Source organism: Rhizobium lentis, assembly GCF_014200175.1.
Classification (GTDB): Bacteria; Pseudomonadota; Alphaproteobacteria; order Rhizobiales; family Rhizobiaceae; genus Rhizobium; species Rhizobium mulingense.
The window spans coordinates 1-23,040 of record NZ_JACHBD010000026.1 but is presented as its reverse complement, the minus strand read 5'-3'; the positions used below and the strand labels follow the sequence as shown (position 1 = coordinate 23,040).

Genomic DNA, 23,040 nt, shown 5'->3' with positions numbered 1-23,040 from the left:
CGATGTCACCACTCCTCAAACGCATACAAAGCGATCAAGAGCTACCCGCCAAGGCGGACGTCGTCGTCATCGGCGGCGGCATCGTCGGGGCTTCGGCAGCATTTTTTCTCGCGGAGCGAGGGTGCTCGGTTGCGTTGGTCGAGAAGGGCTATATCGGCGGTGAGCAGTCCAGCCGAAACTGGGGCTGGTGCCGCCGGCAGAACCGGGATCAGCGCGAACTGCCGCTCTCGGGAATTTCCATGCAGGCGTGGGAACAGTTTGCCGCCAAAATCGACGAGGACGTCGGCTTCCGCCGATGCGGGCTGTTCTACGCCACGGACAATCCTGAGCAGCTGGCGGAATGGGAACAGTGGCTTGATATTGCCCGGCAATTCGATGTCAACACCAAGATGCTAACTGCCCACGAAGCGCACGACCGAATTCCGGCACAAGGCCGCCGCTGGCTCGGCGGCGTCTATTCAGTCGATGATGGCAAAGGCGAACCGGCCATTGCCGCGCCGACGATCGCGAGCGGCGCCCGCAAATTTGGCGCGACCATCCACCAGGAATGTGCAGCACGAGGCCTCGATATCGTCAATGGTGCAGTTGCTGGAGTGGTCACCGAAAAAGGTATCATAAGGTCGCAGACCGTTCTGAACGCCGGCGGTGCATGGGCTTCCATGTTCTGCCGCCAGTACGGCGTGCAGTTCCCGCAGGCAAGCGTGCGCCAGACTGCAATTCGGACGCGCCCTACAGCCAGTCTCGGCGAGGCGATCTATACGCCAGAGTGCTCGCTGACCCGCCGGTTGGATGGCAGTTATACGCTTGCGATCAGCGGCAGGGCGACACTGGATATCACGCCGCAAGGTATCCGATATGCACGCTGGTTCATGCCGATGTTTCTGAAGCGACTGAAAGCGGTTCAGATCGGCGTCGGCAGATCTATGTTCTATGGAGCCGAAGCGCTGGCGAGCTGGACCAAGGATACCACGTCACCGTTCGAGCGGATCCGGGTTCTCGACCCCAGGCCGAGCCGCCGGACGATCGCGGCCATTGTCAAGGGCGTCACCGAGCAGTTTCCGGCCCTTAAAGGTGTCGAAATCGCAGACAGTTGGGGCGCGTATGTGGACTGCACACCTGACGCGGTGCCGGTCATCTCGGCGTCCGATCACGTGAAGGGCCTTTATTTGGCGGCCGGCGGCTCCGGCCACGGCTTCGGCATTGGCCCGGGCATCGGTCGCTTGGCAGCCGACCTTGTTGCTAACGACAAACCCTGCGTTGATCCGACACCCTTCCGCCTGTCGCGCTTCTTCGATGGCTCTAAAGTTGAGGTAGGCGCACTCTGATCGTCGCGCAAAGCCCGGAACGTCGGGCAAGAACTCCTCGGCGACACTGTCCAGCATCTTTTGATAGATAACGACCCAGCGGCAGGAAACACGGCGTTCCAAAGTGGCCTGGAACGGCCGGCCATTCGAGCCTCTTCATCGGATTGCAGTCGGGGCGACCGAGGATTGCGTCGGCAATCAGGATTCCGAGATGGGTTGAAAGCTGGGCGCCATGGTCGGAATAGCCCATCGCGTACCAGACGCCGTCGGCACGCGAGCCGCCCCAGCAATAGTCGATGATCACTGTGATGTCATAGTGGCCCTCGACAGGCCCCTCCGCGGCCCCGGCAAAAACCGGGGCGGCATCATCTCAGTCGGAGAAGAACTTCATTGCGGCGCCTTGTTCTCGAGTTGGATCGCCCGGAGATGGGCGAGGAGGTCAACCGGGTTGAAATAGCTTCGTCAGCGGCAGTTGCATCTTGCGGATCGGCGATTTCAGCACGACGTAGCTGAAATACTTGTCGATCCCGACGTCCAGCTCGATCAGCCGCTCCATGATCTCCTGGTATTCGCCGATCCCCGTCGTCACGAATTTCAAGAGATAATCGTACCCGCCCGATATCACATGGCACTCGATGAGTTGCTCGATCTTCTCAATAGCAGCAAGGAAGCGTGCAAAATCGGTTTGCCGATGGTTCTTCAGCGTAACCTCGGTAAACACCGTTAGCGCCTGCCCAAGCTTGGCGATATTGATGAGCGCCGTGTAGCCTTCGATATAGCCCTCCGACTGGAGCTTTTTCAGACGCATGAGGCAGGGGCTCGGCGACAGGTTGACCATCTCCGCAAGCTCAACATTCGTCATCCGGCCATTCTGCTGGAGAACATGCAGGATCTTGATGTCGATCCGATCTAACTTCATGGATATCGCTTTCGCTGATGAAAGTAGCGCGTGCCATTCGGGCGCCGAGGCAGCTGATGTCACACCGGCGCGGCGGCTTTTTTTAGCGCATTTTCGATGGCTTCAAGGAATCGGTCCACATGCTCCGCCTGGCACACGAGCGGAGGACGAACTTTAAGTGTATCCTCGTTGGCGCCCGTCGTACTGATTAGAACGCCATCATCGCGCAGCAGGTTTACGATCTCCAGTGCCATGGCGCGTCGACCGGCCGCCCCCGTTCCGTCCAGCCCGATGTCAATGCCGAAGAACAGGCCGGCATTTCGAACACCGCGAACACCAGGATTCCGTGTGGCAAGGTGCTCCAATCCCGCCCTCAGGCGCTCACCCATGACATGCGCATGCTCCTTGATCCGGTCTCGACGCAAGATGGTCAGGACGGCATCAGCTGCCGCGATCCCGACCGTATTGCCCCCGAAGGTGTTTGAATAACGGGCGGCAGAGCCAAAGCGATCCATCGATGTCTTGCGGCCAACAACCGCGCCGATGGGAAATCCATTGCCCATCGGCTTGCCGAGAGTGACGAGGTCCGGAACGACTTCGTGCAGCTCAAAACCCCACATGTTTTTGCCCGTCCGCCCAAAGCCTGGCTGAACTTCATCGGCAATCACGAGACCACCCACCTCCCGGACCGCTTTGACTCCTCCCGCAATGAAGCCAGGCGGGTCCACCCATACGCCGTCGCTGGAGAAAATGCTGTCAAAGAGCAGGGCTGCTACGCCAATGCCACGTCGATTCAAATCGGCGATGGCCGAACGGACCTGTTCTTCAAAGAATACCGCAGCTTGTTTCTCGGAGACGCCGGCAGGCCCGTGCAGCGACACCATCCGGACGGCAGGACTAAGCTTGACGGCGTCGCCCAAATTGGGCGAGACCATCGCCGTGGCCTCGCTTGTGCCGTGATAGGCATGAGAAGTGACGATCACGCCCTCGCAGCCGCTAACCAATCTGGCGATGCGGAGCGCCAGATCATTCGATTCGCTGCCCGTGCAAGTAAACACAACGCGGTTCAGCTCCTGAGGAAACGTGCCGACAAGCCGTTCTGCATAATCGACAAGCCTCGGTTCGAGATAACGCGTGTTTGCGCTAATTCGGCTGGCTTGTTCCGCCATCGCGGCGTTTACTTCTGGATTGCAATGCCCGAGAGAAGGCACGTTGTTATAAAAGTCCAGATAACGACGTCCGTCGGGATCATAGAGCCACATGCCCTCACCGCGAACGAAATGTACGGGTCGGCGGTATTGGAGCCTGTAAGAGCTCCCAAGTACGTTGTCCCGGCGCGCGATAAGCTCAGTTTCGCGCAGTGGAATCGTGGCCTCACCAGGGGTAAAGCGGTTGGGCATGAGATCTGTGGACATAGCTTTGATCCTGTAAGTTTCATCCGCGAGAAGGCGCGAGTTATCGTTCTGACTGCCAAGGCGACTGACGAAAAGCTTGGGTCGTCTCCGGCAACGCCGGCTCAAGCCACCGCACGCAGCACAGCGAGCTCTGCCTCTTCAACCCCGAGCGGCGAAAGAATCGAGAGCCCGCGTTCGGCGCGGCCCACGTTCTTCTTGATATACGCTGCCTCCGCCGGAAACAGTCTGGCTCGCCAGTAGTTGATCAGGATGAGCGCGCTTTGCCGCGCCTTTATCAGCCCGACGAGCAGCTTTGCCTCGAGCGCGGAAAGCGGAAGCACCGACGCATAACCCGAGATGAGATCTTCTGCGCCTCCGAGAGCCAGAGACGGGTCTGTCACCACGAGGCTTGCCGCAATCGCCAGATCCTGAATTCGTGGTCCCCAGCAGCCGTCCCCAAAATCTATGAACGCGACACTATGATCGGTGAGGAGTGTGTTGAACGGGCTGGGGTCATTGTGCGTGACTTGCCATGCTACCTCGCGCAATTGCGGCTCGACAGACTCGACATAATTGTTCATGGCAAGATGCACGGATGCCGCGACAGGCTCTGAAGGCAAATGCTCCTGCAGTCCCATGAGCCTCGACCAGCACCCGACATGCCAAAGAACTGGGCGGTGGGTCGCGGGCAAGCTCAGCGGCTCGAGCGCCAAACTGAGCCTGGCGAGCGCTTTGCCGACCTTGTAAAGGACGTCCCGAGTTGCGGTCACCTGGTGCAACGGCGTCCCAGAAAGTCGGGTCTGCAGATAGCCGCAAACCTTCTCCTCTTCGAACATCAACCTAGCATCATTGGTACGCACGATATGAGGAGCTGCAAAACCGGAAGCGCCCTCCAGTCCGCCAAGGGCCGCAACCTGGAAGCGGAAACTGTCTCTTCCTTCGGGCCGGGTTGACGTTTTGAAGATCAATTGGTCGCCGGTCAACAGCTTGACCTCCGCGGTACACTCAGCCTCCGAGGAGAGAACGCTGATCGCTCCCGTTACACCGTAGTGGCGCAGTAGCAACTCGGACAGCGGTGTTCCGGGAGAGCTCGGCTTTGTCGCCAGAATAGCTGCAGCGTCCTCAAAATATGCTTTAGTGAACGGCTCCCGGACGGATGGGCTGTCGTCGAGATGACGCGCACTGCCGTCTGAAACCGCATCATTAGAGGCACCCACGACTAAAACCCTCGCACTGTTGAATTCGGGCGGCTTGCTCATCCGAAGCGATCGTCGCTTGACATCCAGTGCGGCGATCGATCCCGACTGGGGTCGGGCATTTGCTGCTGAAGCACGATTGTCTCGCTCCGGGCACCGAAAATTCTTGCCCGTGAGTGAATGTATTTCGCACCGCCGAACACGGCAGAACTGCGATGCCCCCGATCCACGGCAAACCGCGACTGGTTATTGGTCCGGCGGGATCGGGATTCTCAAATCTGTCTGGGCACCTTAAAGTCCGACGACGCCGGGCAATCCGGAGATGCCCGCGATTTCAGTATATCCGTAATAGGGATTGGCCGGCTCGTGACCGCGATTGACCCAAACCTTGTTCTTGATCCCGAGGTCATGTGCGGACATCAGATCGTAGCGGAACGAGGAGGAGCAATGCAGGATGTCCTCCGGGCGGCAACCAAGCATATCGAGCATATATTCGAACGCCCGGAAGTGCGGCTTGTAGGCGCCGGCCTGTTCGGCGGTGTAGATGGCGTGGAAAGGCGCGCCGAGCTTCTCGACGTTGGACATGATCTGCGAGTTCATCGCATTTGACAGAATGACCAGTGGAATTTCCTTGGCCACCTTGGCAAGCCCCGCCGGAACGTCTGGATGCGGCCCCCAAGTGGGAACGCGGTTGTAAACCATTTGCGCGTCTTCGTCCTTGAAGTGGATGCCGTTGCGTTTGCAGGTCCTTGCCAATGCGTTATGGACCACTTCCGCATAAGGCTTCCAGTCGGCCATGACTTCATCAAGGCGGTATGCGGAAAAATCCGCGATGAACTGCAGCATTTTCTGCTCGCTCATTCGGTCGCCGTAAAGATCGCGGGCGGCCTCCGCCATCTGGAAGTTGATGAGCGTGCCATGGCAGTCGAAAGTGATGTATTTCGGCCGGAAAGTAGTCATGGGCTTCGTCCTTGCTTTGCAGGGGAATGTTTAAGTTATGACCAATCATAGCCCGGCACTCACATCTGAATTGCTCGGAGATTGCCGAACATCAGCACAAAATGCTGGAGGGAAACATCATTTGTCCTTGTGAGTGCTGGGTCAAAGTGATCCGCGGTCCGGATGGCAGACGCGGACAGGTACGCCCAGTCAACCCGCCATGCCGGAAACGAAGCGCCCTGCGAAGTATAGGCTTGCATTGCGAGATTTCGCGTAGCGGAAAGGATCCGATCCTTGGAAGCTCGTCATTCGGCACCTTACGCGACAGCGAGGAAGATCGACTGAGTCAGCTCCCATTCATTCGCCTATGTTAGGATTGGAGTGGCGTAATAGTTCCAGCACTCCGCCCAAGCTTCAAAGGGCACCTGCCGGTACTCTCTACCAAAATTGCCGTGCGATATAAAACAATCTGCCAGGGGTTCCGCGAATAAGGTCAATAGACTTACAGCAGGCTTGATACGATCAGCGCAGGTCGGGTCGTAATACGCCGACACATCCAATGAATTGAACAGAGAGGTCACGCATGGAAACGCTGCTGCTCAAGAAGAATGAGGTAGCGCGGCTTATCGGCATGACGGAAGTCATCACCGCGGTCGAAGAGGCTTACAAGGCCTTCAGCAGCAATCAGGTGGAACAGCCCGACTATATCGGAATTCATCTGCCCTCCCTGCGTGGCGAGATCGACTTCAAACTTGGCTACCACAAAGTCGCTGAAATCATCTCCATGAAGGCGCATTCCGGAGGGTTCGCGAACAACCCGGTAGAACACGGCGTGCCGAACAGCATGGGCACGATTCTCCTGTTTGATGCCAGGAGCTGTGCGTTGATTTGCATCATGGATGGAAGCTTGATCACCGGCCTCAGAACCGGAGCGGCGGGAGCCGTCTCCGTCAAGGCACTGGCCAGAAAGAACGCCAGGACGATCGCGTCGATCGGCACAGGCAATCAGGCAAGAATGCAAATCCGGGCGATCAACGAGATCATGAAGATCGAAGAGATCCACGCCTGGGACAGCACCTACCAAACAAGTTCCAACTACAAGGCGGATATCGAGCGAGAATTCGGCATTCCCGTCACCGTTGCCAGCTCGAAGAAGGAGGCGGTCGAGCGGGCCGACATTTTGATCACGACGACCCGAGGAAAAGGGTCGCTTGTAGAAGCGGATTGGGTGAAGCCCGGTACGCACATCGTTGCGATCGGCACGGATCAGCGCGGCAAACAGGAGCTGGATCCGGAGCTTTTCCGAAACGCCAAAATCATCGTCGACTCTCTTTCGCAATGCGTGGCAAAGGGCGAGACCTGGCACCCGCTGGATAAAAACATCATTACCAAGGACGACATCCACGGTGAAATCGGCGAGGTATTATTGGGGAGGAAGCCGGGACGAGAAAGTGATGCCGAAATCACCATTTTTGACTCCACCGGGATGGCCATTCAAGACAATACGACCGCCAGCAAAATTTATCGCAATGCTGTAGCCAATAATGTCGGCACTTTCTTCCCGTTCTTTGAGGCATGACACCATGCGCAACTATCCGACCATTCAGGACATCCGTGAAGCTCGGCAGCGGTTACAGCCGCACGTCAGACACACGCCGCTACTGCGTGCAGACAAAATCGAGAAAGCAGCTGGTTGTCAGCTCTACCTCAAGCCGGAAACCCTTCAGATCACTGGCGCATTCAAGATCCGCGGCGCCCTGAACAAGGCTCTCTCGCTTCCCCGAGAAGAAATCGAAAACGGGATCATTGCGACCTCGTCGGGCAATCACGCCCAGGCGCTTGCTTACGCAGCCAAGATGCTCGGCGTAAAAGTGATATTGGTGCTGCCGGTCACCACGCCAAAAATCAAGATCGCCAATACAGAAGCCCTTGGCGCGGAAGTCATTCTTTTTGATGGTGATAATGCTGCTCGATGGAGAAAAGTCTACGAGATCGCGGACGGACACAATTATGCGGTCATTCACGGCTTCGAGGACCCCGTCGTAATGGCTGGTCAGGGAACGATCGGGTGTGAGATCCTCGAAGACTTGGAAGATGTGGATACGGTCATCGTACCCCTGGGCGGTGGAGGGCTGATCTCGGGCATCGCCACTGCGATTAAGGAAACCAAGCCATCGGTACGTGTTATCGCGGCAGAGCCTGCCTTGACGCCGAAATATTTCTACAGCCGGAAAAACAAGGAGCGCACCTCGCTTCCGTTAAAAAACACGATCGCGGATGGTCTGAGGTTAAGCGTTCCGGGTCAAAATCCGTACCCGATTATCGAAAAATATGTCGACGAGATTGTTCTTGTTGAAGACGAACACATCATTGCCGGAATGCGTGCCCTCGCCAAGGATGCGAAATTGATTGCGGAACCAGCCGCCTCCATCGGCATAGGAGCGCTGCTGGGCGGCGGCATAGACGTCAAGCCAGATGAAAAAGTGTGTGCGGTCTTGTCTGGCGGTAATTGGGATCTAAGCGACCTTGCCGAGATTTACAATCTGGCGCCGTGATCGGCCTCAGCTTCGGTCAGTACACTCCGATCGCCGTTCGACGTCTCCGATTCTCATATCCTCTCCCACAAATGCAAACAGTTGCGACCGCGGGACGGATCGGAATTTCACTCGGCAAAGAGGATAAGAGCCATTCAAGGGAGCCACCAATGAACCACGCCCACAGCTTCTATATCGACGGTGAGTGGATCGAGCCCTCGGTTTCGAAAACACTTGAGGTCATCGATCCCTCGACGGAGCAGCCGATTGGTACGATCGCACTCGGCAGTGCCGCCGACGCGGAAAAGGCGGTCGCGGCTGCGCGGCGAGCCTTTGCCTCCTTCTCGCAGACGTCCAATGGCGAGCGCATCGAACTGCTGAAGCGCATTGTAACGATCCTGAAGCGCCGCAATGACGAGCTCGGCGACATCATCTCGCGGGAAATGGGCGCGCCGCTCACCATGGCCCGGGCCGAGCAGGCCGGCATCGGCGCTACCCATTTCGAACAGACCATCAAGGCCCTCGAGACCTTTGCCTTCGACTACATGCAGGGGACCACGCGCATCATGCACGAGCCGATCGGGGTCGTCGCGATGATCACGCCGTGGAACTGGCCGATCAACCAGATCGCCTGCAAGGTCGCTCCGGCGCTCGCCACGGGATGCACCATGGTCCTGAAGCCTTCGGAGATCGCTCCCTTCAACGCCGTCATCTTCGCCGAGATCATGGATGAGGCCGGCGTGCCGAAGGGGGTGTTCAACCTCGTTCAGGGGGACGGGCCTACGGTTGGTGCGGCGCTGGCCAGCCACCCGGATGTGGATATGGTGTCCTTCACCGGGTCTACACGCGCCGGCATTGCCGTGGCGCAGGCGGCGGCACCGACCGTCAAGCGGGTGCATCAGGAGCTTGGCGGCAAGTCGCCGAACATCATCCTGCGCAGCGCCGACTTCTCAGCCGCGGTCGCCGCCGGCGTACGCCGTTGCTTCGGCAACTCCGGCCAGACCTGTACCGCGCCAACGCGGATGCTGGTGCCCATCGAGCGAATGGACGAAGCAAGCTCGATCGCTGAAAGGGAAGCGGCTGCGCTCGTTGTCGGTCCGCCTTCGGATCCGCGCACCAACCTCGGACCAGTCGCAAGCGCTGCGCAGTTCAACAAAATCCAGGTCTTGATCGAACGCGGCATCGCGGAAGGAGCGGACCTCGTCGCGGGTGGCCCTGGCCGCCCGTCGCATCTCAACGCAGGTTACTACGTGCGCCCGACCGTGTTTGCTCGCGTCACCAATCAGATGACAATTGCGCGGGAGGAAATCTTCGGCCCGGTGCTGTCGATCATCGGCTATGACAGTGAGGATGAAGCGATCGCGATCGCCAACGATACGCCCTACGGTCTGGCGGCCTACATTCAGGGCGATCCGAAGGAAGCGCGTGCGCTCGCAGGCAGGCTGCGCGCCGGTAGCGTCCGCCTCAACGGCTCCGCCTGGGACGCAGCCGCCCCTTTCGGCGGCTACAAACAATCCGGCAACGGTCGGGAATACGGCAAGTTCGGACTGCACGAGTTTACCGAGATCAAGGGCATAGCCGGTTTTTCGAACGAGTGAATGGTCACAGTGCGGTGTAGCCGTTTCGGATGCCTGCGCAAGATGCTGTGAACACAGTCAAACGGGAGATCCCAGGAAACAGGCCGAGCGGGGTCGAAGTTCAGTGTCACCTCAGGCCACGTCTTCACTCATGAAGAGGAAGACTAGCCGACCCGTGCAATTTCGAACTCGCCGATCAAACGCGGAAGCGGACAGCGATAGCGACTCGCAACAAACGCCTGCTAAGTCCCACGTGCCGTTGCGTTAAGCTCGGATCATACCGTCGTCTCTAAGGCCAGCAGGTCACGCGTGCGGTTGGGTCCCCCGAAAGCCGATGCCTGCTCTCCTTCAGACTAAAGAGAAGGGGCGAACGGACCGCCCCGATCCATCGTCGTCACAGCGCCTGAGCCCTGACTTTTCAGGCGCGCTTGAGGGCTGGCTCCAGGCCAACGGCGGCCGCTAGCCCGCCGATATCCTTGATCTCGGTGTATTCGTAATAGGGATTGGCGGGCTCATGGCCGCGGTTGACCCAGACCTTGCTCTTGATGCCCAGGTCATAGGCGGTCATCAGGTCGTAGCGGAAGGATGAGGAGACATGAGTAATGTCTTCCGGTCCGCAGCCGAGCTTGTCGAGCATGTATTCGAAGCCCTTCATCAGAGGTTTGTATGCCCCGACTTCTTCTGCCGTGATTACCATATGGACGGGTGCGCCCAACTTTTCCACGTTCGACATGATCAGGCTGTTCATGGAGTTCGACAGGATGACCAGCGGAATTTCCTTCGCCACTTTGGACAGGCCAGCCGGAACGTCCGGGTGCGGACCCCAGGTTGGCACCTCATCATAGATGCGTTGCGCGTCTTCGGGTTTGAACGGGATGCCAATGCGTTTGCAACTGCGTTCGATTGAATTGTGAACCACTTCAACGAACGGTTTCCATGGGCCCAGCACCTCGTCAAGGCGATAGCCCCTGAAAGCCTCGACGAAGGCTGACATCGCTTCAGGGGAGAGGCGCTCGCCGTAGACGCGTCGCGCTGCGCCGGCCATGTCGAAATTGGTGAGCGTGCCGTAGCAGTCGAAGGTCACGTACTTCGGTCGAAATTGAGTCATCGCGTGTATTCCTTCCAATTTTCATGGCACGGTGTGCCTATCCAAGGTCATTTGGCGGGGATGCCGCCTGTCTAAAGAGGTCGCGGTCCCGACGGACCCCCAATGCGGACGCGGCAGGTACCTTTGGGAATCTGGTCAATTTCCTCTGCCTTTTCAGATGCCGGGCCAATCCACCAAAGCGGATCAATCCGACGTGTTCGCTGCATTCCGACCAGTGGGAGCACACTTGCATATCTTTCCTGCAATGGCAACTGATTGTCCAACAATTTTTGCATCTTCGGCCCCTGAAGTTTCTCGGCGACGGGGTGCCACTCGCCACCAAAACAGCCATCAACGCATTGTAAATGTGCGTTTTTTATTGATTAAGCTTGAAATCATCAGAAAGCTGAGCTTGATCCCATTCGTCGTCGAAATAAAATTGTTGTACAAAAACTGAAGTATGAGATACTAAGTCATCGAACTGCCCTTCCGAGGCGGGACAGGAATGAGTTTGAAGATGGGTTACAAGCATCAATGCGGGCCAGCCCGCGTCCCTGAGCTTTCCGAGGCGTGCCATACCGTGGGCACTGCGGAAGCCGAACGAATTGCCGAGCGGCTATATGGTACGCGCGGCTCGGCAACGCGCTTTGAAACAGAAAAGGACGACACGTTCCTCCTCGACTGCGCCGCCCAGGGGAAGTTTGTATTGAAAATCGCTCATCCTTCTGAGCGGATCGAGGAACTCGATTTCCAGGTGTCGCTGATGCGTCATTTGGAGCAGCGATCCCCTGATCTACCAATTCCCCGCACATATCGCGATGTCGATGGGGCGGATTTGCCGACCGTCACTACGAGTGGCGGCGAGCGGCGAGTCGCGCGCCTTATTACCTTCCTTGCCGGCACCCCGCTCGACCGGACTTCCTGCACAGCTCCACAGCGCGAACGGATCGGCGAAATCCTAGCAAAACTGCGTCATTCCATGGCCGATTTCTCGCACCCCGCAGATGACCGGACGGTGGCATGGGACGTCACCCATCTGCTCGACCTCACCGATCTATTGAGCTTCATCCCTGAGGGCGGCAAGCGGGCCTGGACCGTCCGTGCGCTCGAGCGGTTTGCCGAAATCAAGCCGAAGCTCGATCTGTGCCGGCGGCAAGTGCTCCACAACGACTTCAATACGTCGAACCTGGTCGTCGATCACACCAATCCACAGTTCCTGACCGGCGTCATCGACTTCGGCGATGCGGTTCGTACCGCCATCGCCGTCGATGTCTCCACGGCGTTGATGAACCAGATGCCAAAAACATTCGACCATGGGAACCGGCGAGACCTGTTCGACGAAGCGCGCGACGTTCTGCGCGGTTATCTCCGCCATGCCGAGCTGACGGATGAGGAGCTCCGGCTCATTCCCTTCCTGTCGATGGGCCGCCTTGCGGTTCGTGCGCTGCTGACATGCTGGCGCGCAGAGATCTTCCCCGAGAATAGCCGCTATATCCTGCGCAATACAGAAGCCGGTTGGGCCCACCTCGAGTGGTTTCACTCAATTTCGACCGCGCAGATTTCCGATCTTCTGACACGATAGGAACAGCAATGTCCAAACAAGCGACTACCCTGCCCAAGGGCTTCCGTGGCGACATGCCGAATGGCTTCAACCCTCAGGACACCTCTCATCTCACAAGTGAAGACCTGGCACATGTCGCCAGGCGGCAAAGGCTGCTCGGGCCTGCTTATCGGCTCTTCTACAAGTCGCCGGTTGAGATCTCCCGTGCGAAGGGCGTCTTCCTCTATGACAAGCACGGCAACGAATATCTCGATGCCTACAACAACGTGGTGTCGCTGGGTCACTCGCATCCGCGTGTGGTCGAGGCGATCCAGAAGCAGCTCGAGGTACTCTGTACCCACACGCGTTACATGCAGGAGCCGCTGCTGGACTATGCCGAAGCCCTGATCAATACGTTCGGTGGCGAACTCGGCCGGACCGGATGCGCGATGTTCACCTGCACGGGCTCGGAAGCCAACGATCTCGCCTTGCGGATCGCGCGTTACCACACACGCAAAACCGGCGTCATCGTCACGGCGGAAGCCTATCACGGCAACAGCGGCGCGGTGGCGGCAATCTCTCCGTCACTCGGCAGGAAGTCGGCTTTGGATCCCTATCTTCGCACGGTCGCCGCGCCGGATTCCTATCGCCTGCCCGTCGAGGAAATCGGCCGGCGGATGGCGGAGGATGTCGCGCGGCAGATCACCGACATGGAGCGGCATGGCGGCGGCTTCGCGGCCTTCATCGCCGATTCCGTCTTCTCCTCCGATGGTCTCTACGTTGATCCGACGGACGTATTAGCGCCGGTGGCGGAAGTTGTGCGCAAGGCTGGCGGCCTGTTCATTGCCGACGAGGTGCAATCCGGATTCGGGCGGACCGGCACCCATCTTTGGGGCCACAGCCGTCACAAGGTCGATCCGGACATCGTCACAATGGGCAAACCCATGGGCAACGGCTATCCTGTTGCCGGCGTGGTGCTGCGGCCCGAACTCGTTGCCGAATTCGGATCCAGCATGCGCTACTTCAATACGTTTGGCGGCAACTCCGTCGCTATCGCCGCAGCAAGAGCCGTGCTCGACACTATCCTCGAGGAAGGCCTGTTGGACAATGCCGTCAAGGTCGGCGGCGAAATCCTCGACGGCCTCCGGAGCCTGCAGAAAAAATACGAATTTGTCGGCGATGTTCGTGGGGCCGGCCTCTATTTCGCCGTCGAACTCGTTACGGACAGGGACCGGAAAACACCCGACATGGACCGAGCGCTTGCGGCGGTCAATGCCCTGCGCGACAGGCGCATCCTCATTTCCGCGACGGGAGCGGACGCACATATCCTGAAGATCAGGCCCCCGCTCATCTTCACATCAGCCAACGCGGCGCGTTTGCTCGAAGGCGTCGACGAGGCGCTTCGGTCCGTGCAGATCTAGGACCCGTCAGCATGCGGGGCGGAGGTACGATATCATCTCCCTTGCCCTGCGCCGCCGCATGTGGCGTAGGTATACGACATAAACAACGAGCAAAGCCAGAGCCATGCCGTCGCTACCCGCCAAGAACCGAGCCGAAGATCCAGAGATGAACGTCGAGCCTTTGCCCGCCAGCGCAGTGGAGGTCCTGACTCACGCCTTGCGACGGCGAATCTTGTCGGGGGACTTCCAACCGGGCGAGTTCCTACGCGACGTGAAGATGTGCGAAGAGCATTCGACTTCGCGGCACACGTTCCGTACAGCAGCCCAGGTGCTCGTCACGCAAGGTCTGTTGCGTCAGATACCGAACCGGGGCTTTGTGGTGCCCGAATTCGGGCCAGACGATATTGTGGATATCACGCGGGTGCGCGGCGCCATTGAAGGCGAGGCCATACGTCTGATCGTGCTGACCGGCATTATCCCCTCTCAGGCGCTGGAGGCGGTCGATGTCATGCACAGGTCGACGCTGTCCTCCGACAGATCCCTGCTGGTTGCTGCGGACCGCGACTTCCACCGCGCGATCATCGCCTCCAGCGGTAGCCCTCGGCTCAAGCGGACCTATTCGGACCTTGAGGGCGAGATCGAGCTTCTTCTCGCACAGCGGCAGGATTTCTACTCCACCGCTGAAGAAATGGCGGAAGAACACGAGCGGCTCATCAACAGCTTGAGGAGCCGTCACTACGATACGGCGCGGGATGCATTCCAGGAGCATTGGGAGGATCTCCAGATCAAATTGCTCGATCAACGTTGACCAGCGCTCGCTGGGAATGTGACGTTTCGGAAAAGACCGCCTCTCGGGCGGCGTTGAGGATGCCGGCGACGCGGGTTCGGCGCCGATCGCATGCCCTGTTACGGTCGCCGGCAATCAACTTGAGCCAATAACGCTGCGGAGAAATTTTATGCGTGAATGCTCCATCGCAACCATACCCGCCGACGGCATTGGACCTGAGGTGATCGCTGCTGGCCAGACTGTTCTTTCAAACCTGGAGATGCGACTCGGCGACGTAAAATTCACCTTCCAAAATTTCAACTGGGGATCTGAATACTACAAGAAATATGGTGTGATGATGCCGTCGGACGGGCTGGAGCAGCTCAAGAAATTCGATGCTATCTATTTCGGCGCGGTCGGAGCACCGGATGTTCCCGACCATGTTACTCTGTGGGGGCTCAGATTGCCGATCTGCCAGGGCTTCGACCAGTACGCCAATGTCCGGCCAACCAAGATCCTGCCTGGCATAACTTCGCCGCTGCGCAATTGCGGTATCGGCGATCTCGACTGGGTGATTGTGCGGGAGAACTCCGAAGGTGAATATTCTGGCCATGGCGGCCGCGCTCACCGCGGCCTGCCCGAAGAGGTCGGCACCGAGGTCGCCATCTTCACCCGCGTCGGCGTCACCCGCATCATGCGCTACGCCTTCAGATTGGCCCAATCCCGGCCGCACAAGTTACTTACCGTCGTTACGAAGTCCAATGCCCAGCGGCACGGCATGGTCATGTGGGACGATATCGCTTGCGAGGTGGCGGCGGAATTCCCCGAGGTTACGTGGGACAAGATGCTGGTCGATGCCATGACGGTCCGGATGACGCTCAAGCCGCAGAGCCTGGATACCATCGTAGCAACGAACCTTCACGCCGACATCCTTTCCGATCTCGCTGGTGCTCTTGCCGGTAGTCTGGGAGTTGCACCGACGGCGAACATCGATCCGGAGCGTCGCTTTCCCTCGATGTTCGAGCCGATCCACGGCTCCGCCTTCGACATTGCCGGCAAGGGTATCGCTAACCCGGTTGCCGCATTCTGGACTGCTGCCCAGATGCTCGACCACCTCGGCGAGCGGGAAGCCTCGGTCCGCCTGATGCGCGCTGTCGAGCGGGTGACCGGCGCCGGAATCCTTACTCCCGACGTGGGCGGCTCAGCCACTACCCGGGAGGTTACCGAGGCCGTCTGCGACGCGATCCACTCTTCGAATTTCTAGAGACACGTTGGCCGACGATGACTTGGAACGATCACAAAGCAAGGAAGCCATTTCGCCGGATCGTGGGGCGCTGCATTGGCCGGGGTCGACCCCGCATTGATCGCCCGCGGCATCTGCCGCGCCGCCAAAAGGCAGATGTGTCGTGATCGGCGCCGCAAAGACATCCGCCGGCAGCCTCGGGCACGTGTGAACGGAAGTGCGACGAAGGCCTCGTGATCAATGGCCCAGCTAAGCGACGTCACCCACGTCCGCGCAATCCTCATCAGCGGGAACTAGCCAATGAAACTCGATCGAATTGACGTCAAGATACTGAACGCATTGCAGACAAATGGCCGAATGACGAATGTCGAGCTGTCGGAAATGGTCAACCTGTCGCCAAGTCCCTGTTTGTTGCGCGTAAGAAAGCTGGAGGCGAAGGGCTATATCCAGGGCTACTCTGCGCTGATCAATATCGCAAAACTGGGCCAGACGCTGACGGTGTTCACCGAAATCACGCTGAAAAACCACCGTCAACTGGACTTCGCGAGATTTATCAGCGCCATCGAGAAGGTCGATCAGGTCATCGAGTGCCATTTGGTTTCGGGAGGCTACGACTATCTCGTAAAATTTGTCACCACCGGAATCGAGGAGTACCAGACGATCATGGAGCAGCTCCTCGATTTGGAGATCGGCATTGACAAGTACTTCACCTACGTCGTCTTGAAATCGCCCCTGATCAAAGTGCATGTGCCGCTTGCAAACCTGCTCCAGCGTCCAAACCTCGACGGCCGGCATCTCGTGCCGCTGGAATGATGATAGACGACAACTGAAGAAGAGGTCATGGGTGCCTACCATTTCGAGGCGGCGGAGCCGTGGATGCTGCGAGAGTGGGAGCGCCTGCTCAAGGCTGCTGCGTGTCGACAGCAAAGCAGAGGGAAAACGTCAACGCAGACTCAGATCCGGCCAGCTCTCCGAGCGCTGCGGCGATGCCGTGGGGGACAGCCAGCATTGCATCTAAGGAGCCGCCCGTCAGAATGGGAGTCCCTGTTGACAGGCAGCATACACGTAAAGGCCGATGTCTTGTCTGGTGGGAATTAGGATAATCGACCCTTGCCGGAATTTTTGGTGCATCTTCGTGATCGCCACGCGCGCGGGCGCCTTTGGGGCGAGACGCTTTTTCCCAGCGGCAGCCAGATCTGACCAATGTCGCCGGGTCGCACTTCGGATTTCACGTTAGCCGATGGCTTGGCTCGCAAGGCAGAAAGTTTGAACGGCCGCTGTATCAGATCGAGCCGCCGCGCCGCGAACCATCGCAACGACGGTCCCCCCGCGAGGCAGCCCCCAGTCTTCGAGCGGTGATGAGAGGCCGGTCTGTTCAGGGATGTCGACTCTTACAATGCGACCTTCCTTGCCCGAGAGGATGAAGGCAAGCAAGTCCCTCGCCTGTTCCGAGTTTTCCGCAACGACGGGCCCGACGACTTCACCCTTTCCGAACAACCGCGTTGCCGCAAATGCGACGATACGATCACCTCTCCGGATGGCGGCGAAACTCCCCTCCCTTGCCAAGGCATTGTATACCGCGTCACGGTCGGCCCCGAATGCCATACGATCGAGCGCTTTGATTGCCGGCAGCGCGCCAGGATCGATCCACTCAACATTCTCAGGAGCATCGACCTGACCGGCAATGCCTTGATGACGGAGGATTTGGTGCGTCGCGGCGAATCCGAGTTTTTCATATAGAGGCAAGCCGTCATTCGTCGCCGTCAATCGGCATTCACGCCCACCAGCGAGTTCCAACACGGCGGTGGTCAATTTTCTTCCTACCCCCCGGCCACGCTGGCTTTCATCGACAATAATCATGTTAATGGCAGAGCAGGTGTCGCCGAAGGGAGTCATGAGGGCGGTACCCACAACCCGGTCGCCGGCGAGCGCAACGCGTCCTTCGCTCAGAGACCGTATCATTTCCCAGTCTTCGCTCCTGTGCGCCCAACCCACTGCACGCGACAGCGCGAGGGCTCCGCCCACATGATGAGCCTCGAAAGGCGCAAGAACGATCGATTCCGTTTGCATGAGTTCATCCATTCGTGGGTCTACTGCTCGCCATTGATAAGAGCGAAGGATCTATGAAGCCGCGGCGGAGAAGCGAGACTCCTGGCCGTACCGGACGACACGGACATACAAGCCGAGTAAAGAGCGACGGACAAACCGCCCATCAATTTTAAATCTCGGCGACCGAAACGGCTTGCCAGCCGCCTCGCCCCGTCCCGCCTGCAGATGCGAAGATGCACGTAATAGCGGCATCGTTTGCTCGAATGATCAGGTGACGGTGACGAAAATCTTCCGCACCGTCTCGATCGTCTTCCAGACCCCGACGTAGCCCGGCTTCATCACGAAGCTGTCGCCGGCGCGATAAATGACCGGGTCCTTGTCCTTCTCCGTCAGTTCGATCACACCGTGTACGAGATGGCAAAATTCGAAGGTTTCGCCCTTGATGGAGTGCGTTTCACCGGGCGTCGCCTCGAAAACACCGGTATTGACCTTGCCGTCCTTGGCGGTGTCCTGCAGCCAGGTCTTGAAAGCGGGGCTGCCCGAAATGAGGCGATCCGGCTCGGCAGTTCTATGCTTCGGCTCGAAGGATGGATCCGGGTCGATGGTTTTCAGTAAGGACATTCATCTCTCCTATTCTTGCTACATATACCCGCGTCATTGTTCCGTGTTCGAAGCCTGCCTGACGTCGGTACCTGATCGCCAACCAGTAACCGGCGTTGCTCGCAACGACCTACCAGGTGACGGCGATGTACTTCGTTTCCAGGTATTCGAGCATGCCGTGATGGCTGCCTTCGCGCCCGAGGCCACTCTGCTTCATGCCGCCGAACGGCGCCGCAGCGTCGGAAACGACACCGCGGTTAATCCCGACCATGCCGCTTTCCAGCCTGCCGGCGACCGCAAGCACACGCTTGAGGTCTCGGCTGAAGATATAGGATACAAGCCCATATTCGGTGTCGTTGGCCAGATCGACGACCTCGTCCTCGGTATCGAACACAATCACCGGCGCAACCGGACCGAAGATTTCCTCGCGAAGAATCTCGGCGTCCGGAGAGACATTGGCGAGAACGGTTGGCAAATAATAGAAACCCTCGCCGCTCAACCTGCTACCGCCTGTCACCAGCCGGGCTCCCTTGGCGATCGCATCGTCTACCAGGCGCTCCACCTTGGCAACCGCGGCATCGGTGATCAGTGGTCCAAGCTGCGTATCCGGTGCCAGTCCCGGCCCGACGTTGAGCGCTGCCATCTCCTCCGCGAAGCGGCGTATGAAGTCAGCAGAAATTCCCTTTTGGACGTAGAAGCGGTTTGCGGCCGTGCAAGCCTCACCGCCGTTGCGCATCTTTGCAACCATTGCGCCGGCGACCGCCGTTTCAAGGTCGGCATCGTCGAATACGATGAAAGGCGCGTTGCCGCCCAATTCCATTGAGCAACTGACGACCTGGTCCGCGGCCTCGCGCAATAGTATCCTGCCAACGCCTGTCGAGCCGGTGAACGACAGCTTCCGGACCCGCTTGTCATGCAGCATTGCGCTGACCAGAGGACCGGCTTTTTTCGTGGAAACGATGTTGACCACTCCGGCAGGAACACCTGCCTGCCGCATCAGTTCTCCAATGGCGAGCGCCGTCAGAGGCGTCTCGGCTGCCGGCTTCAGGATGCAAGTGCAGCCTGCAGCCAATGCCGGGGCAATTTTTCGGGTGGCCATCGCTGCCGGGAAATTCCAGGGCGTTACCAATACGGCGATACCAATTGGCTCATGGCTGACGATGATCTGGTTTGCGCCCGAAGGCGCTGATCCAAATTCACCGGGAGCCCTAACGGCCTCCTCGGCATACCAACGGAAAAACTCGGCCGCGTAGGCGACCTCCGATCTCGCGTCGGGAAGCGCCTTGCCGTTTTCCACCGTGATCAGTTGCGCCAACCACTCTGCTTGTTCGAGAAGGAGGTGAAAACACTTCATCAGGACATCTGCGCGCCGCCGCGGCGACGTTGCCCTCCAGGCCGCAGCCGCCTTTTCTGCCGCGTCGACGGCCGCCATTGCATCCGGGATGTCGCCGTCACAAACTGTGGCGATTGCTTCCGCAGTTGAAGGATCGATCACATCGAAGGTCCGGCCACCTTTTGCCGAAACCCATTCGCCGCCGATGAACAGTTGCGTGGGAGCTTCGCATGCTACAGACGCCTGCGAAGGCGCACGGCTTGCTTCAAGTGTCGGAGTTGCTTTCACGTTCACCACCATTCGCTACCAATCAGGATCGTTGTGCGATCAATATAGAATTGGTTTGGCGATTGGTGTCAATATAGATCAAATTGGTCTCGCGGGATTTTTTCGATCTTCCGAAATCCCGGTGCCCTGTAATCAGCGACTGCGCCATTTGCAAGCGCTTGCGCTGACCGCCGGAAAGCTGATGCGGACTGCGATGCTCGAAACCTTTTAGCCCGACTTTCGCGAGCCATCTCATCGACCGCTTGCGACGTTCGGCAGCGCCGACACCCTTGAACATAGGACCGAACTCCACGTTCTGATCGCGGTCTTCCACGGAAGCAATGCATCCTGGAACAAGTAATCGATGTCGTTCTGGATCCCGCGCACCGGCTGACCATCGATGGAAACGATGCCACTTGCAGCTTTCAGGAGGCCGGCGATCGCATTGAGTATGGTGCTCTTGCCGCATACGGTGGGTCCGACGATAGCGAGGAACTCGCCATCGGAGACACTGAGATCGACATCCTGGACAGCCACATAGGCGCCGAAGGACATGGTGAGTGAGTCGATGGAAACCATCGGCTTTGCCTGGCTGGGATTGTACGCCGGGGGTGCGGTTTTCTCCGGCCGCCGAAAGGTTATTCGAAATTGATCAGCCTATGGGCAGTAATCGCTGCCTTAAGCTCTCGTGCCGCCTACTGTCACTTGCTTACCGTCGCCGCCGGTGGTGTCTCCCCACCCAGTACTTTCTGGAAGACCTCGGCGTCCACATTTGCGCCGCTCAAGATAAGGCCGACTTTTCTGCCGCGCATGGCAGAGGCTTCCTTAAGCATCGCCGCAAGCGACGCGGCGCCGGCACCCTCGGCGACATTGTGGGTCGCGCGGTAGATGAGGCGCATCGCTTCGGCAATCTCCTCGTCGCTGACGGCGACGATCCGCGAGGCGCCCTTCGAGTAGATTGCGAATGCTTCTTCGACGGGAATGCGTACGGCCATGCCGTCGGCGAACGTCAGTGCCGTTTCGGTTTCGATCAGTCGTCCGGCCTCGAAGGAGAGCTTCGCGGCCGGCGCGTGCGTCGAAACTACGCCGATCACTTCCGTCTTCAGGCCCAGGGCCTCGCGCGCGGCGATGACGCCGCAAATCCCCGAGCCGCAGCCAATGGGCACATAGACCGCATCGAGATCGGGCACTGCGGTGAAGAGTTCCAACCCATAGCTTGAGACACCCCGGACGATTTCTTCGTGAAAGGGCGGTACCAGAAATAGGCCCGTTTCGGCGGCAAGTCGCCGAGCTTCGGTACGGGCCTCGTCGAAGTCGCGGCCGTACTCGATGACCTCGCCGCCAAAGGCCCGCATGGCTGCGTTCTTCTCGACCGAATTGCCCTGCGGGACAACGATCGTGGCGGCAAGACCGGCTGCCCGCGCGGCACGGGCCTGGCTCTGGCCATGATTCCCGCGCGTTGCCGTGACTATTCCCCTGGCCGAACCCCCGCGGCGGAGCCAATCCATAAAGGTGATTCCGCCGCGGACCTTGAAAGCGCCGGCTGGCGTATGATTCTCGTGCTTGATCCAGACCACGGCCCCTGCCATTTCCGAGATCTGCGGCCACACGTATTGCGGTGTAGGTGACATATGCCGGTAGACGAGTGCGGCGGCTTCCTCGAGGTCCTTGCGTGCGAACAGATGCATGCGTTGCTTCCTTGCTTGTTCGACGCGTAACCAGCGTCGTTTACCAGTCCAATAACGTGGCGAAGGTCTCTGCCACCTACCGCATCTCCACCAGACCCCACCTACAATATCGGTGCTTCTTCAGGTAAATATGGAAAGCGCCCCTGCCTTGGCAGTCTTTCCGCCAGTTCCGACCGCCCATCCGGTCTGCACGCTCTCCTTCCCCCTCAGACCGGCCCAGTCATCGGGCTATGACGGTGCAGGGGCTGTTCGGTGCGGCAGTGGCGTGGTCCTCGATCAGCCGGTCGACGTGATGGTCGAGCGCGTACAGCCCAGCCGCTGCAATTATCCCTGCTTGCCTCATTCCGCCGCCGAGCATCTTGCGCCACCGGCGCGCACGGGCGATCAATGGGGCATCGCCGACCAGCACTGATCCGATCGGCGCCCCCAGCCCCTTTGAAAGGCACAGCGACACGCTATCGAAGCCCTCTGCCAGGTACCCGACATCAACGCCGAGCGCCGCAGCCGCGTTAAACAGCCGCGCACCATCGAGATGGGTGGCGAGCTTCCGCTCCCGCGCAAATTCGACGACCTCGGCCAGATGGTCGCGCGGCAGGACCCGCCCGGCGAACGTGTTCTCGATGCTGACCAGTCGCGTGATCGCAAAATGCGGATCATCGTCCTTCACCGCGGCGTGAAGCTCCTCGATGGGGATCGTGCCGTCGGCGCGCACCGGCAATGGCTGCGGCTGGACCGAGCCCAACACCGCAGCGCCTCCGGCTTCCCACAGATAGGTGTGAGCTCCGCTTGCGCAGAGAAATTCCTCGCCGCGCTGGCAATGGCTCATGATTGCAGCGAGATTGGACATGGTGCCGGTTGGCACGAATAGTCCGGCTTCCTTGCCGAACAGTGCGGCAAGTCGGGCCTCGAGCGCCTTGACCGTCGGGTCGTCGCCAAGGACATCGTCGCCCACCTCGGCGGCAGCCATCGCTGCACGCATGCCAAGGGTGGGACGGGTGACCGTATCAGAGCGGAAGTCCAGGCGGATAGCAGCATTGGCTTGCATGATCGAGACCCTATCGGTTTGGCTGTATCGGTTATACTAGCGAATGGATAGGCTCGGACTATCTATATAAACTGACGGATTATGGGTAAGCGCTGTTTTCAGGCCACGGCTTTGAGTTCGTGCCTTGCGGCATAGGTCCACGGCAGCAGGTCGTCGATTTGGCTATTTGGATGGCCGTTG

At 59.0% G+C, this 23,040-nt stretch carries 19 protein-coding genes and 2 pseudogenes; 9 read left to right on the top strand and 12 right to left on the bottom strand.

Going from position 1 to position 23,040, the window contains the following annotated elements; all coding sequences use genetic code 11:
* Positions 1–2 precede the first annotated feature (2 nt).
* Positions 3–1,325, top strand: a complete 1,323-nt coding sequence (locus GGI60_RS30705; RefSeq protein ID WP_183919654.1) for an FAD-binding oxidoreductase — start codon at positions 3–5, stop codon at positions 1,323–1,325.
* Positions 1,326–1,367: 42 nt separating this feature from the next.
* Here GGI60_RS30705 and GGI60_RS30700 read toward each other — a convergent pair.
* The 5 genes and pseudogenes from GGI60_RS30700 to GGI60_RS30680 form a co-directional block, all read right to left on the bottom strand.
* Positions 1,368–1,608, bottom strand: a pseudogene (locus GGI60_RS30700) (FAD-dependent oxidoreductase); the annotation flags it as partial.
* A gap of 135 nt (positions 1,609–1,743) precedes the next feature.
* The gene (locus GGI60_RS30695; RefSeq protein WP_097584403.1) at positions 1,744–2,223 is read right to left on the bottom strand and encodes an Lrp/AsnC family transcriptional regulator; all 480 of its coding nucleotides are present in this window, start codon (positions 2,221–2,223) and stop codon (positions 1,744–1,746) included.
* A 59-nt stretch (positions 2,224–2,282) separates the two neighbouring features.
* Positions 2,283–3,617, bottom strand: a complete 1,335-nt coding sequence (locus GGI60_RS30690; protein WP_183919656.1) for an aspartate aminotransferase family protein — start codon at positions 3,615–3,617, stop codon at positions 2,283–2,285.
* Positions 3,618–3,718: 101 nt separating this feature from the next.
* Entirely contained in the window at positions 3,719–4,855 is a 1,137-nt protein-coding gene (locus GGI60_RS30685) for a phosphotransferase enzyme family protein (protein ID WP_246720539.1), read from the bottom strand.
* Positions 4,856–5,083: 228 nt separating this feature from the next.
* Positions 5,084–5,752: a haloacid dehalogenase type II gene (locus tag GGI60_RS30680; RefSeq protein ID WP_183919658.1), complete on the bottom strand. Its 669-nt coding sequence runs from the start codon at positions 5,750–5,752 to the stop codon at positions 5,084–5,086.
* Between the two features lie 562 nt (positions 5,753–6,314).
* On the opposite strand from GGI60_RS30680, the gene GGI60_RS30675 reads away from it, so the two are divergent.
* The 3 genes from GGI60_RS30675 (at position 6,315) to GGI60_RS30665 (ending at position 9,863) form a co-directional block, all read left to right on the top strand.
* Entirely contained in the window at positions 6,315–7,310 is a 996-nt protein-coding gene (locus GGI60_RS30675) for an ornithine cyclodeaminase family protein (RefSeq protein WP_183919661.1), read from the top strand.
* 4 nt (positions 7,311–7,314) lie between these two features.
* The gene (locus tag GGI60_RS30670; RefSeq protein ID WP_183919663.1) at positions 7,315–8,286 is read left to right on the top strand and encodes a threonine/serine dehydratase; all 972 of its coding nucleotides are present in this window, start codon (positions 7,315–7,317) and stop codon (positions 8,284–8,286) included.
* A gap of 149 nt (positions 8,287–8,435) precedes the next feature.
* Positions 8,436–9,863, top strand: a complete 1,428-nt coding sequence (locus tag GGI60_RS30665) for an aldehyde dehydrogenase family protein (protein ID WP_183919665.1) — start codon at positions 8,436–8,438, stop codon at positions 9,861–9,863.
* 397 nt (positions 9,864–10,260) lie between these two features.
* On the opposite strand, the gene GGI60_RS30660 is transcribed toward GGI60_RS30665, so the two are convergent.
* Positions 10,261–10,950, bottom strand: coding sequence for a haloacid dehalogenase type II (locus GGI60_RS30660; protein ID WP_097584393.1), 690 nt, complete (start codon positions 10,948–10,950; stop codon positions 10,261–10,263).
* A gap of 484 nt (positions 10,951–11,434) precedes the next feature.
* Between GGI60_RS30660 and GGI60_RS30655 the strand changes: the two genes are divergently transcribed.
* From GGI60_RS30655 to GGI60_RS30635, 5 genes are all read left to right on the top strand, one after another.
* On the top strand, positions 11,435–12,511 hold the full coding sequence (locus GGI60_RS30655; RefSeq protein WP_183919667.1) for a phosphotransferase: 1,077 nt from the start codon (positions 11,435–11,437) through the stop codon (positions 12,509–12,511).
* A gap of 8 nt (positions 12,512–12,519) precedes the next feature.
* The gene (locus GGI60_RS30650; RefSeq protein WP_183919669.1) at positions 12,520–13,890 is read left to right on the top strand and encodes an aspartate aminotransferase family protein; all 1,371 of its coding nucleotides are present in this window, start codon (positions 12,520–12,522) and stop codon (positions 13,888–13,890) included.
* Positions 13,891–14,035: 145 nt separating this feature from the next.
* Positions 14,036–14,677 carry a GntR family transcriptional regulator gene (locus GGI60_RS30645; RefSeq protein WP_246642687.1) on the top strand — a complete coding sequence of 214 codons (642 nt, stop codon included), beginning with the start codon at positions 14,036–14,038 and terminating at the stop codon, positions 14,675–14,677.
* A gap of 148 nt (positions 14,678–14,825) precedes the next feature.
* Positions 14,826–15,899 (top strand): tartrate dehydrogenase, encoded by a 1,074-nt coding sequence (locus GGI60_RS30640; RefSeq protein WP_183919672.1) that lies wholly within the window; start codon positions 14,826–14,828, stop codon positions 15,897–15,899.
* Between the two features lie 279 nt (positions 15,900–16,178).
* Positions 16,179–16,691: an Lrp/AsnC family transcriptional regulator gene (locus tag GGI60_RS30635; RefSeq protein WP_183919674.1), complete on the top strand. Its 513-nt coding sequence runs from the start codon at positions 16,179–16,181 to the stop codon at positions 16,689–16,691.
* Positions 16,692–17,111: 420 nt separating this feature from the next.
* Here the strand turns inward: GGI60_RS30635 and GGI60_RS30630 are convergent, their stop codons facing one another.
* The 6 genes and pseudogenes from GGI60_RS30630 to ltaE form a co-directional block, all read right to left on the bottom strand.
* Complete coding sequence (locus tag GGI60_RS30630; RefSeq protein ID WP_183919676.1) at positions 17,112–17,960, bottom strand: GNAT family N-acetyltransferase; 849 nt, start codon at positions 17,958–17,960, stop codon at positions 17,112–17,114.
* 234 nt (positions 17,961–18,194) lie between these two features.
* Positions 18,195–18,548: a cupin domain-containing protein gene (locus tag GGI60_RS30625; protein ID WP_183919678.1), complete on the bottom strand. Its 354-nt coding sequence runs from the start codon at positions 18,546–18,548 to the stop codon at positions 18,195–18,197.
* Positions 18,549–18,657: 109 nt separating this feature from the next.
* On the bottom strand, positions 18,658–20,160 hold the full coding sequence (locus GGI60_RS30620) for an NAD-dependent succinate-semialdehyde dehydrogenase (protein WP_183919680.1): 1,503 nt from the start codon (positions 20,158–20,160) through the stop codon (positions 18,658–18,660).
* A 112-nt stretch (positions 20,161–20,272) separates the two neighbouring features.
* Positions 20,273–20,706: pseudogene (locus GGI60_RS30615) on the bottom strand (ATP-binding cassette domain-containing protein); the annotation flags it as partial.
* A gap of 122 nt (positions 20,707–20,828) precedes the next feature.
* Positions 20,829–21,815: a threonine dehydratase gene (locus GGI60_RS30610; RefSeq protein ID WP_183919683.1), complete on the bottom strand. Its 987-nt coding sequence runs from the start codon at positions 21,813–21,815 to the stop codon at positions 20,829–20,831.
* A 220-nt stretch (positions 21,816–22,035) separates the two neighbouring features.
* Positions 22,036–22,860 carry a low-specificity L-threonine aldolase gene (gene ltaE, locus GGI60_RS30605; RefSeq protein WP_246720538.1) on the bottom strand — a complete coding sequence of 275 codons (825 nt, stop codon included), beginning with the start codon at positions 22,858–22,860 and terminating at the stop codon, positions 22,036–22,038.
* Between the last annotated feature and the right edge of the window lie 180 nt (positions 22,861–23,040).

Bases quoted from the DNA above. Each gene is read 5' to 3' on its own strand.
- GGI60_RS30705 (WP_183919654.1), top strand. From the start codon at position 3: ATGTCACCACTCCTCAAACGCATACAAAGCGATCAAGAGCTACCCGCC.
- GGI60_RS30695 (WP_097584403.1), bottom strand. From the start codon at position 2,223: ATGAAGTTAGATCGGATCGACATCAAGATCCTGCATGTTCTCCAGCAG.
- GGI60_RS30690 (WP_183919656.1), bottom strand. From the start codon at position 3,617: ATGTCCACAGATCTCATGCCCAACCGCTTTACCCCTGGTGAGGCCACG.
- GGI60_RS30685 (WP_246720539.1), bottom strand. From the start codon at position 4,855: ATGAGCAAGCCGCCCGAATTCAACAGTGCGAGGGTTTTAGTCGTGGGT.
- GGI60_RS30680 (WP_183919658.1), bottom strand. From the start codon at position 5,752: ATGACTACTTTCCGGCCGAAATACATCACTTTCGACTGCCATGGCACG.
- GGI60_RS30675 (WP_183919661.1), top strand. From the start codon at position 6,315: ATGGAAACGCTGCTGCTCAAGAAGAATGAGGTAGCGCGGCTTATCGGC.
- GGI60_RS30670 (WP_183919663.1), top strand. From the start codon at position 7,315: ATGCGCAACTATCCGACCATTCAGGACATCCGTGAAGCTCGGCAGCGG.
- GGI60_RS30665 (WP_183919665.1), top strand. From the start codon at position 8,436: ATGAACCACGCCCACAGCTTCTATATCGACGGTGAGTGGATCGAGCCC.
- GGI60_RS30660 (WP_097584393.1), bottom strand. From the start codon at position 10,950: ATGACTCAATTTCGACCGAAGTACGTGACCTTCGACTGCTACGGCACG.
- GGI60_RS30655 (WP_183919667.1), top strand. From the start codon at position 11,435: ATGAGTTTGAAGATGGGTTACAAGCATCAATGCGGGCCAGCCCGCGTC.
- GGI60_RS30650 (WP_183919669.1), top strand. From the start codon at position 12,520: ATGTCCAAACAAGCGACTACCCTGCCCAAGGGCTTCCGTGGCGACATG.
- GGI60_RS30645 (WP_246642687.1), top strand. From the start codon at position 14,036: ATGAACGTCGAGCCTTTGCCCGCCAGCGCAGTGGAGGTCCTGACTCAC.
- GGI60_RS30640 (WP_183919672.1), top strand. From the start codon at position 14,826: ATGCGTGAATGCTCCATCGCAACCATACCCGCCGACGGCATTGGACCT.
- GGI60_RS30635 (WP_183919674.1), top strand. From the start codon at position 16,179: ATGAAACTCGATCGAATTGACGTCAAGATACTGAACGCATTGCAGACA.
- GGI60_RS30630 (WP_183919676.1), bottom strand. From the start codon at position 17,960: ATGGATGAACTCATGCAAACGGAATCGATCGTTCTTGCGCCTTTCGAG.
- GGI60_RS30625 (WP_183919678.1), bottom strand. From the start codon at position 18,548: ATGTCCTTACTGAAAACCATCGACCCGGATCCATCCTTCGAGCCGAAG.
- GGI60_RS30620 (WP_183919680.1), bottom strand. From the start codon at position 20,160: ATGGTGGTGAACGTGAAAGCAACTCCGACACTTGAAGCAAGCCGTGCG.
- GGI60_RS30610 (WP_183919683.1), bottom strand. From the start codon at position 21,815: ATGCATCTGTTCGCACGCAAGGACCTCGAGGAAGCCGCCGCACTCGTC.
- ltaE (WP_246720538.1), bottom strand. From the start codon at position 22,860: ATGCAAGCCAATGCTGCTATCCGCCTGGACTTCCGCTCTGATACGGTC.